At 72.6% G+C, this 14,159-nt stretch carries 16 protein-coding genes; 7 read left to right on the top strand and 9 right to left on the bottom strand.

What is annotated here, in order from left to right; genetic code table 11:
• Window positions 1-21: 21 nt before the first annotated feature.
• Window positions 22-1,245 (bottom strand): oxygenase MpaB family protein, encoded by a 1,224-nt coding sequence (locus tag HTZ77_RS10100; protein WP_175589249.1) that lies wholly within the window; start codon window positions 1,243-1,245, stop codon window positions 22-24.
• 181 nt (window positions 1,246-1,426) lie between these two features.
• On the opposite strand from HTZ77_RS10100, the gene HTZ77_RS10095 reads away from it, so the two are divergent.
• Together HTZ77_RS10095 and HTZ77_RS10090 are read left to right on the top strand one after the other, a co-directional pair.
• The gene (locus HTZ77_RS10095) at window positions 1,427-2,116 is read left to right on the top strand and encodes a TetR/AcrR family transcriptional regulator (RefSeq protein WP_175589673.1); all 690 of its coding nucleotides are present in this window, start codon (window positions 1,427-1,429) and stop codon (window positions 2,114-2,116) included.
• A 91-nt stretch (window positions 2,117-2,207) separates the two neighbouring features.
• Window positions 2,208-3,299 carry a phosphotransferase enzyme family protein gene (locus HTZ77_RS10090; protein ID WP_175589248.1) on the top strand — a complete coding sequence of 364 codons (1,092 nt, stop codon included), beginning with the start codon at window positions 2,208-2,210 and terminating at the stop codon, window positions 3,297-3,299.
• On the opposite strand, the gene HTZ77_RS10085 is transcribed toward HTZ77_RS10090, so the two are convergent.
• The 4 genes from HTZ77_RS10085 to HTZ77_RS10070 form a co-directional block, all read right to left on the bottom strand.
• Entirely contained in the window at window positions 3,281-3,889 is a 609-nt protein-coding gene (locus HTZ77_RS10085; protein WP_175589247.1) for a dihydrofolate reductase family protein, read from the bottom strand. The two genes, HTZ77_RS10090 and HTZ77_RS10085, sit on opposite strands and share 19 nt — an antisense overlap.
• 65 nt (window positions 3,890-3,954) lie before the next feature.
• Window positions 3,955-4,110, bottom strand: coding sequence for a hypothetical protein (locus HTZ77_RS10080; RefSeq protein ID WP_175589246.1), 156 nt, complete (start codon window positions 4,108-4,110; stop codon window positions 3,955-3,957).
• Between the two features lie 117 nt (window positions 4,111-4,227).
• Window positions 4,228-4,632, bottom strand: coding sequence for a cupredoxin domain-containing protein (locus HTZ77_RS10075; protein WP_175589245.1), 405 nt, complete (start codon window positions 4,630-4,632; stop codon window positions 4,228-4,230).
• Window positions 4,633-4,749: 117 nt separating this feature from the next.
• On the bottom strand, window positions 4,750-5,325 hold the full coding sequence (locus tag HTZ77_RS10070) for a hypothetical protein (RefSeq protein ID WP_175589244.1): 576 nt from the start codon (window positions 5,323-5,325) through the stop codon (window positions 4,750-4,752).
• A gap of 423 nt (window positions 5,326-5,748) precedes the next feature.
• Between HTZ77_RS10070 and HTZ77_RS10065 the strand changes: the two genes are divergently transcribed.
• Both HTZ77_RS10065 and HTZ77_RS10060 read left to right on the top strand, forming a co-directional pair.
• Complete coding sequence (locus HTZ77_RS10065) at window positions 5,749-6,096, top strand: hypothetical protein (RefSeq protein ID WP_175589243.1); 348 nt, start codon at window positions 5,749-5,751, stop codon at window positions 6,094-6,096.
• Between the two features lie 2 nt (window positions 6,097-6,098).
• Complete coding sequence (locus tag HTZ77_RS10060; protein ID WP_235994533.1) at window positions 6,099-7,559, top strand: multicopper oxidase family protein; 1,461 nt, start codon at window positions 6,099-6,101, stop codon at window positions 7,557-7,559.
• Window positions 7,560-7,595: 36 nt separating this feature from the next.
• Here the strand turns inward: HTZ77_RS10060 and HTZ77_RS10055 are convergent, their stop codons facing one another.
• Both HTZ77_RS10055 and HTZ77_RS10050 read right to left on the bottom strand, forming a co-directional pair.
• Entirely contained in the window at window positions 7,596-8,453 is an 858-nt protein-coding gene (locus HTZ77_RS10055) for an oxidoreductase (RefSeq protein ID WP_328808509.1), read from the bottom strand.
• Window positions 8,454-8,511: 58 nt separating this feature from the next.
• A complete protein-coding gene (locus HTZ77_RS10050; RefSeq protein ID WP_175589241.1) occupies window positions 8,512-8,967 on the bottom strand; it encodes a nitroreductase family deazaflavin-dependent oxidoreductase in 456 nt (151 codons plus the stop codon).
• 122 nt (window positions 8,968-9,089) lie between these two features.
• Between HTZ77_RS10050 and HTZ77_RS45975 the strand changes: the two genes are divergently transcribed.
• On the top strand, window positions 9,090-9,518 hold the full coding sequence (locus tag HTZ77_RS45975) for a MarR family winged helix-turn-helix transcriptional regulator (RefSeq protein ID WP_205302474.1): 429 nt from the start codon (window positions 9,090-9,092) through the stop codon (window positions 9,516-9,518).
• A gap of 178 nt (window positions 9,519-9,696) precedes the next feature.
• Window positions 9,697-11,478: a cellulase family glycosylhydrolase gene (locus tag HTZ77_RS47375; RefSeq protein WP_205302473.1), complete on the top strand. Its 1,782-nt coding sequence runs from the start codon at window positions 9,697-9,699 to the stop codon at window positions 11,476-11,478.
• Between the two features lie 19 nt (window positions 11,479-11,497).
• On the opposite strand, the gene HTZ77_RS10035 is transcribed toward HTZ77_RS47375, so the two are convergent.
• Complete coding sequence (locus HTZ77_RS10035) at window positions 11,498-12,829, bottom strand: erythromycin esterase family protein (RefSeq protein WP_205302472.1); 1,332 nt, start codon at window positions 12,827-12,829, stop codon at window positions 11,498-11,500.
• A 68-nt stretch (window positions 12,830-12,897) separates the two neighbouring features.
• Here HTZ77_RS10035 and HTZ77_RS10030 point away from each other — a divergent pair, with 68 nt between their 5' ends.
• Window positions 12,898-13,485, top strand: coding sequence for a helix-turn-helix domain-containing protein (locus HTZ77_RS10030; protein WP_175589239.1), 588 nt, complete (start codon window positions 12,898-12,900; stop codon window positions 13,483-13,485).
• Between the two features lie 28 nt (window positions 13,486-13,513).
• Here the strand turns inward: HTZ77_RS10030 and HTZ77_RS45960 are convergent, their stop codons facing one another.
• A complete protein-coding gene (locus HTZ77_RS45960) occupies window positions 13,514-14,044 on the bottom strand; it encodes an FAD-dependent oxidoreductase (RefSeq protein WP_235994532.1) in 531 nt (176 codons plus the stop codon).
• Window positions 14,045-14,159: the final 115 nt, after the last annotated feature.

Raw genomic sequence — 14,159 nt, 5'->3', positions numbered from 1 at the left:
TCCACGAAACGGGCCCCGGAATCAGCCGGGCCGGTTGCCCGTCGGAATCACGATCTTGGTCTGTGCTCCCTTGGTGAGGTAGTACGTGGTCCACTTCTTGACCATCTCGTCGAGGAGCCAGGCGGCGGCGGGCACCAACGGCAGCCCGATCAGCCCCTCCCTGAACCGCACCAGCAGCGGCCAGGCGGTCTTGACCACCGGGTCCCACAGCGGCTCGCGGGGGATGCCGTTCCAGTCGGCCACCTGGTCGCCGGTGAGGTACCTGGAGAACGCGTTGACGAGAGACCTGTCGACGCCGCCGGGACTGGTCAGCTCCGCGAGCATGCCCCGCAGGATGGCGTTCAGCTCCACCCCCTCCGGGGTCGGCCCCATGTTCCTGGGCAGGACCAGGTCCGACTGGGCGTAGGAGGAGTCCCAGGTGGCGGGGAGGAATTCGTCCCTGATGCCGAGCATGTGCCCCAACAGTTGCAGCGAGTGCAGGTACCCTTCGGCCTCGGCGGAGGAGATGCGCACCTTCCACTCGCGCATCCCGCGCATGGAGTAGGTCGCCAGGGTGTGCCAGGTGACGAGCATGTCCTCCTGGCTGATCGGGATCGGGCCGGGCCAGTGGGGCGACGACTTCAGCAGGTGCCGCACCGCCGCGTGCACCAGCCTGGTCTTCACGGCCTCGACCACGGCGGTGCCGCCGGCCCGCCAGGCGTTCTGGGGCCTGACCGCGTACGCCAGGATGTTCGTCTTGGCGACCCGGTCCTTCAGATCCGCGCCGCCCGCGGAGTAATAGACCGCGCGGGCCTCCTTGGGGATGGCGGTGGCCAGCATGCCGGCGCCGACGATGGCGAGGACGACGATGTAGTTGCCCTTGAGCGCGTGGAACCGGGACCCGGCGTCCACCTTGGCGGGCTCGACCCACGACGGGAGCTGACGTGCCTGCTCGATGAAGGCCCGCAGGTCTTCCGGCAGTCCCGCGGGCAGGGGCTGGTCGTTGCGGTTCCAGTCGTACAGCAGCCGGTTGACCTCGGGTATGACACCGCGGTCGAACAGCGAGGCGAGGAGCGGATCGGCCACGTCGTCCCACACCCAGCGGGGGTCGGCGCCGCTGCCGGAACCCGCGACCGAACCGCCGGCCGGCCAGGTCCAGTCGCCGGACAGGGCTTCCGCCTGGACCGGGGAGATCATCCCTAACGCGCCGAGCGCTCCTACGGCGGTGCCCGAGATCAGCACCTTGCGCCTGCTCAACTCTGCCATGCTCTGCACTCCTTCGAGGTGGTGGGGTCACGCTCAGTGCATGCGAGAAGTGGGAGATACTGAGAAACGCAATATGAATCTGTGTATCATCATCAGAGCACAGTGTGACGAGCATCACAAGACCGCGTTCGAGGTGGAATCCCTACGGGAGGTGATCGTGGAATCCGTGCTGGCCGGATTCATGGCGCTGTCGGACTCGGAGTCGTTGCTGGAGCGCGCCTACGTCGATGCCGTCGAGCGCGTCGACGACGGCGACGAGCTGCGGACGCGCATCCTTGACGCGGCGTACGAGCAGTTCTGCCGGATGGGGATCAGACGCTCCACCATGGAGGACGTCGCCCGGCGGGCGAAGGTGTCGCGGATCACGGTCTACCGGCGGTTCGACACGAAGGACACGCTGATCGAGCACGTGGTGCGCCGGGAGTTCCGCCGCTATTTCGACCAGTTCCTCATCGACATAGAACAGGCCGGCACCGCTGCCGACAGGGTGGTGCTGGGCTTCGTGAGTTCGTTGCGGGCCATTCGCGGCAATCCGCTGATCGGCGGACTCATCGCCACCGAACCGGACCTGCTGGTCCCCTCCATGACGGCTGACGGGGGCCGGACCCTCGCCACCGTGCGGCATTTCGTCGCCGGCCAGCTCCGCAGCGAGCAACGCGCGGGCCACGTGTCGAACAGCCTTGACGTCGACCTCGTGGCCGAGATGATGGTGCGGATCTCCACCTCGTTCCTGACGATCCCCAGTGCCATCGTCGACCTGGATGACGACGAGCAACTGGCCGCGGTGGCCCGACGGTTCCTCCTGCCCATGCTGGAGCCACCGGCTCTGTATGCTCGCCGGCCGGGCAGCGATGAATCCGCTGGCCATTGAAGCGGCACCTGATGGATGATCCTTCCGGCGGTGCGTGACAACGCCCCGTGCAGCTCGAAGCTGAACCGACGAGCGGAGTGTGCTGGATTCCATGTCGAGACGTCGCGACGGCAGCCAACACCAAGCGCACCTGATCACTCAGGACGCGAGGGAAGCACCCCCGCAGGCAACGGGTGCAAGGGAGGCGTCGCCGCAGCTGGTCGCCCGGGCGCGGGAGGCGTTCGGGTGGGGCGCGGACGTCGTGGTGACGGCGGGGCCGCGCGGCGCGCTGGGGCAGATCTGGCAGGTCGAGACCGGCGCGGCGCGCTACGCGCTGAAGGAGATCTTCGCCGAGCCGCCGTCGGAGGCGATGGTCGAGGCGGAGCTGGACTTCACGCGGCGCGCGGCCGGGGCGGGCGTGCGGATGCCGGCGAGCCTTCCCGACCGCTCCGGACGGTATCTGCTGCCGGCGCCCGGCGGGGGATGGCTGCGCCTGTACGCATGGGTGGACCTGCGGCCGGTGGATCCGGCGGGCCGGGCGACGCCGGACGAGCTGGGGGCGTTACTGGCGCGCCTGCACCGGTGCGCGCCGGCGATGTCCGTCGAGGCGGGCGGCGGGGAGCCCGACCCCTGGTACGACCGGGTGCCCGCGCCCGGGGCGTGGGAACGGGCCGCGGCGTCGGGTGCGGAGTGGGCGCGGCGCCTGGCGGAGCGGCTGGCCCGGCTGCCGGAGCTGGCCGCGGCGGTGGCGCCGGCCGATCCGGCCGCCCTGATCATGTGCCACCGTGACCTGCACCCCGAGAACGTCCTGGCCGGCCCCGGGGGCGGTCTGGTGGTCGTGGACTGGGACAACCTGGGGCCGGCCGCGCCGGCCCGCGAGCTGGCCCAGGCGTTGTTCGACTGGTTCTGCGACGGGCCGGGCCCGGACCTCGACGCCATGCGCCGCATGTACGACGCGTACGTGCGCGAGGGCGGGCCCGGGCGGATCACCGGGCCGGCGGACTTCTCGATGCTGGTGGCCTCCCAGCTCAACTTCCTGCTCGTGCAGGCCGGTGTCGCGCTCGACCCGGAGGCCGAGCCGCGGCACCGGGCCTGGGCCGAGCGGGAGATCGACGAGACGCTGCGCCGCCTGCCGGACCCGCGGTGGCTGGCCCAGGCGCTGGACCTGCTGGGCGGCGGCCGGGCTCAGGCGACGGAGCCGTAGCGCGGCTTGCCGGCCCATTCGTAGGTGACGGAGACGACGCCCGCTCCGGTGGTGGCCGAGCCGGTCAGCCGGAGCCCGGCCGGGGCGGTGCCCTCGGCGAACAGCCGCTTGCCCTCGCCGAGGACGACGGGGAAGACGAGCAGGTGGTACTCGTCGACCAGCTCGGCCCGCTGCAGGGTGCGGATGAGGTCGCTGCTGCCCTGGACGAGGATCACGCCGTCGGTGTCGCGCTTGAGGTCGGCGACGGTGTGGGCGGCGTCGCCCACGAGGACGTGGGCGTTGTTCCACGTGGCGTCCATGGGCGTCCTCGTGGTGACGTACTTGGGCATGCCGTTGATCTTGGCGCCGCCCTCCTCGTCGGGCACGCCGGGCCAGTACGAGGACAGGATGTCGTAGGAGCGGCGGCCGAGGAGCATGCTCGCGGCGCGGTCGAGCTGCTCGCCCATGACGCGGCCGAACCCCTCGTCCACGTGCGGGGGCAGCCAGCCGCCGTGCGGGAAGTCGTTGGAGTCGTCCTCGCCGGGGCCGCCGGGGCCCTGCATGACACCGTCCAGCGACACGAACGTCGAAACCACCAGCCTGCCGGCCATCTTCCACTCCCTCGGTCGGGTACGTCGTTGTGCCTCCAGGCTGCCGGAACGCGTTTAAGGTTTTCTTACGGCATCCCTAACGCCCCCGCGCGGGCGTCCTCGCGCCGGGCGAGGGTGAGCAGGTGGCCGCTGACGCCGAGGAGCGAGGGCGCCGACTCCATCGAGCGCTGGGCGTCGAGCGGGAGCGCGCGGCGTCGCGGGTCGTCGAGCCAGTCGTCCACGTCCCCGTACAGCCAGAAGGCCCCCTCCAGCCCGCACCGCCGCGCTCCGCGCAGCCCGGCGTCGGCGAACTCGGCCGGGACCTCGGCGGCGTCGTGGGGTCACCCCGGCCGCGGGGCCTACCCCACCTTGATCGTCGTCGCCATGCCGTGCTGGCGGTGCCGGTCCACCGGGCACCACAGGTGGTAGGTGCCCTTGCGCAGCCTCACCGGCAGCGTGGTGCTGCGGCCGGGCATGATGACGGCGGAGGTCGCGGAGACCTTCGGCCCCTTGACGGACAGGCCGTGCGGCGCGTGGCCCGCGTTGCGCAGCCGGAAGGTGTAGGCGCCGGGCTTGACGTGGTGGCTCGGGAGCGCCAGGTGGAACTCGGTGGCCGTCACGGTGATGGTCGCGGCCTCCGTCCGGGTCGCCTGGGCGGGCGGCGCCGCTCCGACGGCGCCCCCGAACGCGGCCAGGGTGACCGCGGCGGTGGCGAGCCCCATGGCGGGGCGGGCTGTCCTTCTGGCGTGGAGCGCGTGAGACATGATCGCCGTCCCTTCGTCGCGCGTGCCGATGTGACGGACCCTCCTTGCCCGGGTGCGCGTAACGCCATCCCCGCGGCTCGGCCATCAGTCGGCACAGCGGCGACGCCGTCGCGGACGTCAGGCGACGGAGTGACTGATCGTGCCCGTGTAGGTGCCGGCCACCGCGCCGTCCGGGATGTCGACCACGATGGTGGGGTTCCAGGTGCAGGAGTTGTCGCCGGACCCACTGATCTTGCTGAACGCGGTGTACGGCGCGTGGAGATGCTTGGCGGAGGCGGCGTTCGGCTGCCCGGGCACGAAGGTGCCCGTCCCCGTGGTGCTCGTCGCGGGGCCCGACCAGTAGGAGATGGCGCCGGCCGGGATCGTCTCGGCGCCGCTGCCGCCGCCGGTGGTGAAGCTCGTGCCGGACACGGTCGCCACCCACGTGGCGACCAGCGCGGCGCGCTCGTCGGACACGGTGACCGAGCCGAGGGAGCCGCTGATCTGGTCGCCGGCCGCGCCGGTGCCGATGCCGACCGGCCCGTCGGGGACGCTGATCGCCAGGCCCTGCGCCGTCGAGACGCTGAACACCACCGTGGTGTCGCAGGTGGTGGCCGCGGGGCAGGTCTCAGCCAGCGCCGGACGCGCGGTCACCCCGCCTGCCAGCGCGGCCACCACGCCGACCCCCATGATCCCGAAACGGCTCAAACCCATGGCTGATCCCCCCATCCACCCTGGATGACTACAAAGCACAATGTGTGATCACATCCTGCTCCTCCCGCGAGGTGCGGAAACGGGGCCTGCGCACACCTGACGACTCCTTTGTCGTGATCTGGTGCGCATGACGGTCGTGTCCTGATGTGATCGTTTTCGCCGCGCTCCGCATGCCCTGGGGTGGCCTGGGCGGCCCGTTCCCGGAGAGGTCCGCCGGTGGGCGCAGCCTTCCGGCCGCGAAGGTGTAGCGCGCACTACTGCCCCCGTCGTACGCGCAGACTCCCGACCGGGCCCGGTGAGGTAGGGGCGAAAGCCTCCCGTGGGCGGACGCCCGCGGCCACCGTCCCGAGCGACGATGTCGGGCCATGAGTCACTTTCCCGAGGCCGTCGCGCGGCCCACGGCCCGCTAGAGGAGAACCACCGATGTTTTTGCGTGTCGCGATAGCGGTGCAGACGCTGGCCGTTCTGGTCCAGGCGGTCACCGCCGGGCTGCTGCTGTCCTCGCCCGGCGGCCGGACGTTGCACGCCACCACGGCGCTCGTCGTGGTGGTCGCCGTGCTGGTGCACCTGGTCGCCGCGATCGTCACCCGGCGCAGGGCCGCCATCCTGCCCGCCGTCGCCATGCTGGTGATGACGCTGGCGCAGGTGGCGCTGGGCGTGGCGCACGTCAAGGTCCTGCACGTGCCGGTCGGCGTCCTGATGTTCGGCGCGAGCCTGATGCGGCTCGGCCAGGTGTGGCCGTCCCGCCGCGTCCCGGCGGCCGCGGCATGACGATGAGCAGAAGGCGGGCCCTGCGCCTGCTCGGCCTCGGCACGGCCGCCGCGCTGGCCGCGCCGGGCTGCTCGCTGCTGAGCCGCACCCCGCTGCCCCAGGTCCTGGCCAGCCGGGCGCCGCTGCCCAAGCCGTACGGCGTGCCGCTGCCCCTGCCCGTCACGGCCCGCCCGGCCAGGAGCGACGCCACCACCGACTACTACGAGCTGACGCAGCGGGAGGCCGACGCGCAGATCCTGCCCGGCCTGCGCACGCGGGTGTGGGGGTACGACGGGCGCTTCCCCGGGCCGACCATCCGGGCCCGCGCCGGACGCAGGACCGTCGTGCGCGTCACCAACGCCCTCGGCGCGCCGACCGTCACCCACCTGCACGGCGGCCACACGCCGCCCGAGTCCGACGGCTACCCCACCGACCTGGTGGGGCCGGGCACCCACCGCGACTACGCCTTCCCGCTCGACCAGCGCGCGTCCACGCTGTGGTACCACGACCACCGCATGGACTACACCGGCCAGCAGGTGTGGCGGGGGCTGGCCGGGTTCTTCCTGGTGGGGGACGAGGAGGAGGCGGCGCTTCCGCTGCCGTCCGGCGAGCGTGACGTGCCGCTGATGATCTGCGACCGGTCCTTCGCCGCCGACGGGAGCATGCCCTACCCGGCGAGCCCCGAGGGGCCCGGCGCGCGGGAGGCGTTCATGGGCGGCGTGCTGGGCGACGTCATCCTCGTCAACGGCGCGCCGTGGCCGTCGCTCGGCGTCGACCGGGCCCGGTACCGGTTCCGCCTGCTCAACGCCTCCAACGCCCGGGTCTACGAGCTCGCCCTGGCGCCCGCCGGGCGGCTGGTGCGCGTCGGCGGCGACGGGGGCCTGCTGGCGGCGCCGCGATCGGCGGACCGGGTGCGGCTCGCGCCGGGCGAGCGGGCGGACGTGATCGTCGACTTCGCCGCCCACCGCGTGGGCGAGCACGTCGAGCTGCGCAACCTCCTCGGGGAGGGGCCGCAGGCGCGGGTGATGCGCTTCACCGTCGAGCGCGACGCCCGCGACGACTCGGCGATCCCCGCCGCGCTGTCACGCGTGGAGGCCCTCGACCCGGCGCGGGCGGCGGTGACCCGCGACTTCGAGTTCAGCAGCGGCAGCATGAACGGCCACAACGGGTGGCTGATCAACGGCAAGCCGTTCGACGCCCGCCGCGTCGACGCCCGGCCCAAGCTCGGCCAGGTGGAGATCTGGCGGCTGACCAGCGACGTGGCGCACCCCGTCCACCTGCACCTGTCGCCGTTCCAGGTGCTCTCCGTGGGAGGCGAGCGGACGGCGGGCCCACCGGAGTGGAAGGACACCGTCGAGCTGCGGGAGGCGCAGACCGTGGAGATCGTCACCAGGTTCACCGGCTACCGGGGCCGTTACGTGATGCACTGCCACAACCTGGAGCACGAGGACATGGCCATGATGAGCACGTTCGAGGTGGTCTGACTCCGGGCTGCCCCGCGCGCTCCGCGGCTGCTTCCCTCAGTCCAGGTCGGCGAGGTCCTCAGCCGTCAGCTTCAGCGATCCTGCGGCGACGTTCTCCTCCAGGTGCGCCAGGGAGCCGGTGCCGGGGATGAGCAGGATGTTCGGCGAGCGGGCCAGCAGCCACGCCAGTGCCACCTGCGGCACGGTGGCGGCGTGGCGGGCGGCGACGGCGTCCAGCCGCGCGGCCGTGAGCGGCTGGAACCCGCCGACCGGGAAGAAGGGGACGTAGGCGATCCCGGCTTGCGCGCAGGCGTCGACCAGCGGGTCGTCGTCGCGCCGCGCCAGGTTGTAGAGGTTCTGGACGCAGGCGATCGGCGCGATCGCCCGCGCCTGCTCGAACTCGGCGGCGGTGACGTTGGAGACGCCGAGGTGGCGGATCAGGCCCTCCTCGCGCAGCGCGAGCAGCGCCTCCAGGGGGCCGGCCAGCGGGGTCTGGCTCCGGTCGAGGTCGCCCATCCGCAGGTTGACCACGTCGAGGCGGTCCACGCCGAGCGAGCGCAGGTTCGCCTCGACGCCGCGGCGCAGGCCGTCGGGGGTGAGGCCGGTCTTCTCCGCCGCGGGCCGCGCCAGGTCGGAGCCCTCGACCAGCGCCCCCACCTTGGTCACGATCACCAGGTCGTCCGGGTACGGGGACAGGGCCTCGCGGATCAGCTCGTTGGCCGCCACCCCGTCACGGGAGTAGTAGTGCGAGGTGTCGATGTGGTTCACCCCGAGCTCCACGGCCCGGCGCAGGACGGCCAGGGCCGTCTCCCGCCCGGGCCGCTCGCCCTTCGGCCAGCCGGTCAGCTTCATCGCGCCGTAGCCGATCCTGGCGACGCCCAGATCGCCGCCCAGCGCCCATCGCTCAGTCGTCACGAGCACCCACCCTAGAGGCAGGCGCGACGGTCGGCGCCGCGGCGCGATCCGGCCGGTCTCAGGAAAGCCGGGTGGGAAGGCGTTCCAGGATCACGAGGGGAATCTCCCGATCGGCCTTGGCCTGGTAGTCGTCGTACGTGGGAAAGATCGACGCCATCAGCCGCCACAGGGGCGCCTTCTCCTCGGCGGTCGCGACGCGGGCCCGCGCGTCGAACTTCTCCGCGCCGACCTGCAGCCCGACCTCGGGGTGGGCGATCAGGTTGAGGTACCACGCCGGGTGCCGGGCATCGCCGCCGTTCGACGCCACGAGCAGGTGGCGGTCGCCGTCCTGCCCGTAGATCAGGGCGGTACGGCGGAGCGCGCCGGACTTGCGGCCGCGGGTGGTGAGCAGCAGTGTCGGCAGGCCCTGGAACAGGTGGCCCTGCTCGCCGCCGGACTCGACGTAGGTGCGGATGTGGTCGGCCACCCACCCCGTCGGGCTGTCGATGACCTCTTGACCGTCGTACGTGCTCATGTCCGGCTCATTCCCTTCATGTACTACATGGTTAAGGTACTGAACTTTTCGGTCGAGCTTAGGAGCGGAAACTTAAGCATGTCAACCATTAAGGTAGTGAAGAGACTCGGTATGATCCAGGGGTGAGCCCTGAAACCGATCCGCTCGTGGCCGAACTGGCCCACCTGCTCTCCCAGGTCGCCGGGAGGCAGGGCGCGCAGTTCAACGCGACCGCGGCCGAGCTGGGGCTCACTCCCGCCCAGGCCCTCGCCATGGTCGGCCTGGAGGCGCCCGTCACCATGCGCGACCTGGCCGCCGGGCTGTCCTGTGAGCCCTCGAACGTGACCGGCATCATCGACGCGCTGGAACGGCGCGGCCTGGTCACCCGGCAACCCGACCCCGCGGACCGCCGGGTCAAACGCCTGGTGCTCACGGAGGAGGGCGTGCGCAGGAGGGAGGCGCTGTGCTCGCGCACCCACACGCAGGCGGCCTCCCTCTTCGCGCCCCTCGGTGGCGACCGCCTGGTGCTGCGGGACCTGCTGCGAAGGGTCCTGCTCGACTCCGCGAGCTGACCGTCGCGCCGGCGGGCCCGCCGGATGAAACTTTCACCCGCGGCCGGGACCCCGTCCGAGGTCCGCGCCGGTGCCCCCGACGGGGGACATGGGTGCGCCTTGCGCGGCGACCCCGACCGGCAGATCGTCTGGGAGCGCTCCCATATCTCGGAGGGGCCGATTCTCACGGAGAACCCCCATGTCCATCCTTCGCACCGCCTGGCACCGGGCCCTGACGGCGACGGCCGCCGCCCTGCTCGCCGGATCCGGGCTCGCCGCCGTCCCGACCGCCGCCGGCGCCGCCGTCTCCTGCTCGGCCTCGTACGCCAAGAGCTGGGACAACGGCAGCGCGTTCGGCGCCACCATCACGGTCACCAACACCGGTGACCCGCTGACGACCTGGACCCTCGGCTTCGACTTCCCGGACAACCAGGTGATCACCCAGATGTGGGGCGGCGTGCCGGCCCCCGCCGCGCCCACCCCTGCGGGCGCGGCCGTCACCGTCGGACCGGAGTCCTACAACGCCCGCCAGGGCGCCGGCGCCACCTGGACCGTCGGCTTCAACGGCACCTACACCGGCGGCGCCAACACCGCTCCCGCCGTCTCCTGTGCCGGCAACGGCGGCGGCACGCAGCAGGCCCTGGTCGTCTCCGCCACCGGCGTCAGCGTGCCCGAGGGCAGCACCGGCGCCTTCACCGTCCGCCTGCAGGCGCAGCCGTCCGGCAACGTGACCGTCACCAGCACCGCGGGCGCCGGCGACGGCGACATCACCGTCACCGGCGGCGCCTCCCTGACCTTCACCACCGCCACCTGGAACACCCCCCAGAGCGTGACGCTCGGCGCCGCCGAGGACAGCGACAGGACCAACGGCAGCAGGCCGATCGTCGTCGCCTCCTCCGGCCTGCCCTCCGTCACGGTCACCGCCACCGAGGCCGACAACGACGGCCCGCCCACCGGCGGCGCGGCCCCCGCCCTGCGCGTGTCCGGCAACCGGCTGGTCACCTCGACGGGCTCCACGTACCGCCTGCTCGGCGTCAACCGGGCCAGTGGCGAGTTCGCCTGCGTGCAGGGCAAGGGCATGTGGGACAGCGGCCCCGTCGACCAGGCGTCCGTGGAGGCGATGAAGGCGTGGAACATCCACGCCGTACGCATCCCGCTCAACGAGGAATGCTGGAACGGCACCACCGGCACGCCCAGCGGCGCCGCCTACCAGCAGAACGTCAAGGACTACGTCGCCCTGCTCGTCGCCAACGGCATCACCCCGATCGTCGAGATGCACTGGAGCCACGGTCAGTACACCGGCCAGGGCGCCGGCTGCTCCGACACCGCCGCGACCTGCCAGAAGCCCATGCCCGACGCCCAGTACGCGCCCGCCTTCTGGACCGGCGTGGCCAACGCCTTCAAGGGCGACGACGCGGTCGTCCTCGACCTGTTCAACGAGCCGTACCCGGACGCCGCCGCCAACTGGAACGCCACCGCGGGCTGGACCTGCTGGCGCGACGGCGGCACCTGCACCGGCATCGGCTACCAGGTGGCCGGCATGCAGTCCCTGGTCAACGCGGTGCGCGCCACCGGCGCCACCAACGTGATCATGCTCGGCGGGCTGGCCTGGTCCAACGACCTGAGCCAGTGGCTGACCTACAAGCCCACCGACCCGACCGGCAACCTCATGGCCGCCTGGCACACCTACAACTTCAACTCCTGCTCCAGCGTCTCCTGCTGGGACAGCCAGGTCGGGGCCGTGGCCGCGCAGGTGCCCGTGCACGCCGGCGAGATCGGCCAGAACTCCTGCGCCCACGACTACATCGACCAGGTCATGGCCTGGGCCGACGCGCACGGCGTCGGCTACACCGCCTGGACCTGGAACCCGTGGGGCTGCAGCCAGGGCAACGTCCTCATCGAGGACTACGCCGGCACCCCCACCAGCACGTACGGCGCGGGGTTCAAGGCGCACCTGCTCACCCGGAACCCCACGTCCTAAGAGTTGTCCGACCGGCGGCTCAGCCCTCGCCGCCCGTCCAGGCGGCGAACGCCCGCCGCACGTCGTCGGAGGCGTGGGCGATCGCGTCCTGGTCCGGCTCGGCGGCCGTGACGCGGGAGAGATGGACGACGAGGTCGAACGACTCCAGCGCGTTCTGCTCGGCGTAGAAGGAGCCGACCCCGGCGCGCCGGCGCGCGGCGCCCCGGACGGCCTCGGCGTCGGCCGGCGACAGGCGCCGCAGGTCGACGGCGAACGGCCCGTCGTGGCCGGCGGCGTGCATGAGCGCGTCGAGGCTGCCGGGCTCGGGCGCCTCCATCGGCGTGAACAGCGTGCCGGTGTAGAAGTCGGGCCCGGTGTTGAGGATCTGGCCGGTGCCCGAGGTGGCGCCGATGACGAGGTAGCCGTCGCCCAGCCGGTCGGCCAGGTGCAGGCCGAGCGGCATCATGGGCGGCATGCCGGGAAGGACGCCGGGCCCGCGCTGGAGGTGGCCGTTGTGGGCGGCCAGGACGATCCGCTCCTCGCGGGCCAGGATCCAGTCGACCGTGTCGGCCATCGCGGCGTCGCGCGCGTTCATCGCGCCCTGGTGGTCGCCGCGCGCCAGCGCCCGTACGACGGCGTCGAGGGTGACCGTGAGGCGCAGTGTGTGCAGGGCGCGCTCGTACGCGGCGGCGCCGGTCCTCGCGACGCAGGCCAGACGGCGGCTCGTCAGGCGCGCGGTCAGGTCGGCGAGAGCGGCCGTGACCGCGTCGCGTGCCCCCTGGGCGAGGCCGGTGTAGGCGGCCAGGGCCGCGGGCGCGGAGAACGGGGACGGCGCGGCGAAGGCCGCGACGCCCTCCCGGAGGCCCGGGTCGGGACGGAAGTCCGGGTCGGCGGCCGCCAGGTAGGCGAGCACGGCGTCCAGCCCGGGCAGCGGGGACGCCACCGACCCCGGCAGGTCGATGCCGTAGAAGGCGAGCGGGCGGGCGGCCGTGGCGTTGTGCCGCCGCATCCACTCCAGATGGGCGCGCATCGGGGTCCACAGCCCCATGAGGGAGGTCAGGCCGCCGGCCATCACCGCGCCGAGGGGCTCGTCGGCTCCCCGGACCCAGGCGTCGGCCCGCCACCCCTCGGTGAACCCGCTCTCCATCGCGTACGCGCCGAAGCCGTGGCGCTCGGCCAGGTGGCGCAGGAGGCGGTGGCGCAGCTCGTAGGACTCGCGGTTGTAGTGGGCGCTCTCGCCGATCGCCACCACCCGGGCGTCGCCGACCGCCTCGTCGAGCCAGGCCAGGTCGTCCGGCGGCGCGTCCGGATCGAGGGCGTCCAGCGGGATCACCGCCTCCGGGCTGAGCCCGGCCGCCGCCGACGTGTTCATCGTCACTCCGTGCCCCTCTCCTATGTTCCCAACTTTGGGAACAGTACCAGATGTGGAAATATTGGGACGTGGATACGCTTGACCTGCTCCTGCACCCGATCCGGCTGCGCATCGTCTGGGCCATGTCCGGCGGCGTGACCCGCACCACGACCGAGCTGTGCGAGCGCCTGCCCGACGTCCCCAAGACCACCGTCTACCGCCACGTCGGCCTGCTGGCCGAGGCGGGGATGCTGGAGGTCGCCGAGGAGCAGCGGGTGCGCGGCGTCGTCGAACGCCACTACCGGCTGCGGCGCGAGCGCACGGTCGTCGACGAGGACGCGGCCCGGTCGATGTCCCTGGACGACCACCGCCACGGGTTCGCCGCGGCGATGGCCGCCCTGATGGCCGCATTCAACGCCTACCTCGACCGGCCGGGCGCCGATCCGTTCGCCGACCTGGTGGGCTACCGGCAGAGCGTCCTCTGGCTGAGCCGCGACGAGCTGGCCGAGATGATCGGCGAGCTGCGCGAGGTCATGGCGGCCAGGTGGCGCAACGAGCCCGCCCCGGGCCGCAGCCCGCACCTGGCCAGCGCGATCTTCTTCCCGGTCGAGGAGCCGCCGCACGACACCGCGCGGGGGCCTCTCGATCGGGACGAGCCGCCGCGCGACGACAGGTAGCGGCCGGAAGAGAGCGGGTGAGGGGCGCTCAGCCGGTGGGCTGGGCGCTCCTGATGCGCTCGTTGAGGTGCCGGCGGGCCGAGTTCGCGCCGACGACCATGTCGCCGCTCATGCCGGCGATCAGGTCGGCGCACGCCTGGGCGCCCGCCGCGGCCCGGGGCAGCATCCGGTTCTCGTAGGCGCGCACGGCCTCGTCGATGCCCCCGTGGACGACGACGGCCTCGGCCAGATCGGCGCCGTCGAGCATGGCGAGGTTGGCGCCGATGCCGGCCGGGGGCATGAGGTGGGCGGCGTCGCCGAGCAGGGTGACGCCCGGGACGTGGTCCCAGGTGTGCCCGGCGGGCAGGACGTGCAGGGGCCGGTTGACGAAGCCGCCGTCGGACTCGCGGATGAGGTCGAGCAGGCTGTCGTGCCAGCCGTCGAACACCGTGAGGAGGTGGTCGCGCACGGCGGCGGCGTCGTCGAGGTCCACCCCGGCGGTGACGTGCCAGTCGTAGGGGGCCACGAGCCCGGCGTAGACGCGGATGTGACCGCCGCTGTTGCGCTGGGCCGACAGCATGGTGCGGCCGGACTTCGCCGCCAGGGTGCCGTTGCCGACCAGGCGCGCCAGCGCGGGATGGCGGGTGTCTCGTCGTCGAGGAAGGTCTCGACGATGGTGTCGCCCGTGTAGGCGG

This window comes from Nonomuraea montanisoli, from assembly GCF_013363975.1.
Lineage (GTDB): Bacteria > Actinomycetota > Actinomycetes > Streptosporangiales > Streptosporangiaceae > Nonomuraea > Nonomuraea montanisoli.
This window is presented reverse-complemented; position numbering and strand designations above follow the sequence as displayed.

Excerpts from the sequence above, each read along its gene's own strand:
- HTZ77_RS10100 (WP_175589249.1), bottom strand. The coding sequence starts at position 1,245 with ATGGCAGAGTTGAGCAGGCGCAAGGTGCTGATCTCGGGCACCGCCGTA.
- HTZ77_RS10095 (WP_175589673.1), top strand. The coding sequence starts at position 1,427 with ATGGCGCTGTCGGACTCGGAGTCGTTGCTGGAGCGCGCCTACGTCGAT.
- HTZ77_RS10090 (WP_175589248.1), top strand. The coding sequence starts at position 2,208 with ATGTCGAGACGTCGCGACGGCAGCCAACACCAAGCGCACCTGATCACT.
- HTZ77_RS10085 (WP_175589247.1), bottom strand. The coding sequence starts at position 3,889 with ATGGCCGGCAGGCTGGTGGTTTCGACGTTCGTGTCGCTGGACGGTGTC.
- HTZ77_RS10075 (WP_175589245.1), bottom strand. The coding sequence starts at position 4,632 with ATGTCTCACGCGCTCCACGCCAGAAGGACAGCCCGCCCCGCCATGGGG.
- HTZ77_RS10070 (WP_175589244.1), bottom strand. The coding sequence starts at position 5,325 with ATGGGTTTGAGCCGTTTCGGGATCATGGGGGTCGGCGTGGTGGCCGCG.
- HTZ77_RS10065 (WP_175589243.1), top strand. The coding sequence starts at position 5,749 with ATGTTTTTGCGTGTCGCGATAGCGGTGCAGACGCTGGCCGTTCTGGTC.
- HTZ77_RS10060 (WP_235994533.1), top strand. The coding sequence starts at position 6,099 with ATGAGCAGAAGGCGGGCCCTGCGCCTGCTCGGCCTCGGCACGGCCGCC.
- HTZ77_RS10050 (WP_175589241.1), bottom strand. The coding sequence starts at position 8,967 with ATGAGCACGTACGACGGTCAAGAGGTCATCGACAGCCCGACGGGGTGG.
- HTZ77_RS47375 (WP_205302473.1), top strand. The coding sequence starts at position 9,697 with ATGTCCATCCTTCGCACCGCCTGGCACCGGGCCCTGACGGCGACGGCC.
- HTZ77_RS10035 (WP_205302472.1), bottom strand. The coding sequence starts at position 12,829 with ATGAACACGTCGGCGGCGGCCGGGCTCAGCCCGGAGGCGGTGATCCCG.
- HTZ77_RS45960 (WP_235994532.1), bottom strand. The coding sequence starts at position 14,044 with ATGCTGTCGGCCCAGCGCAACAGCGGCGGTCACATCCGCGTCTACGCC.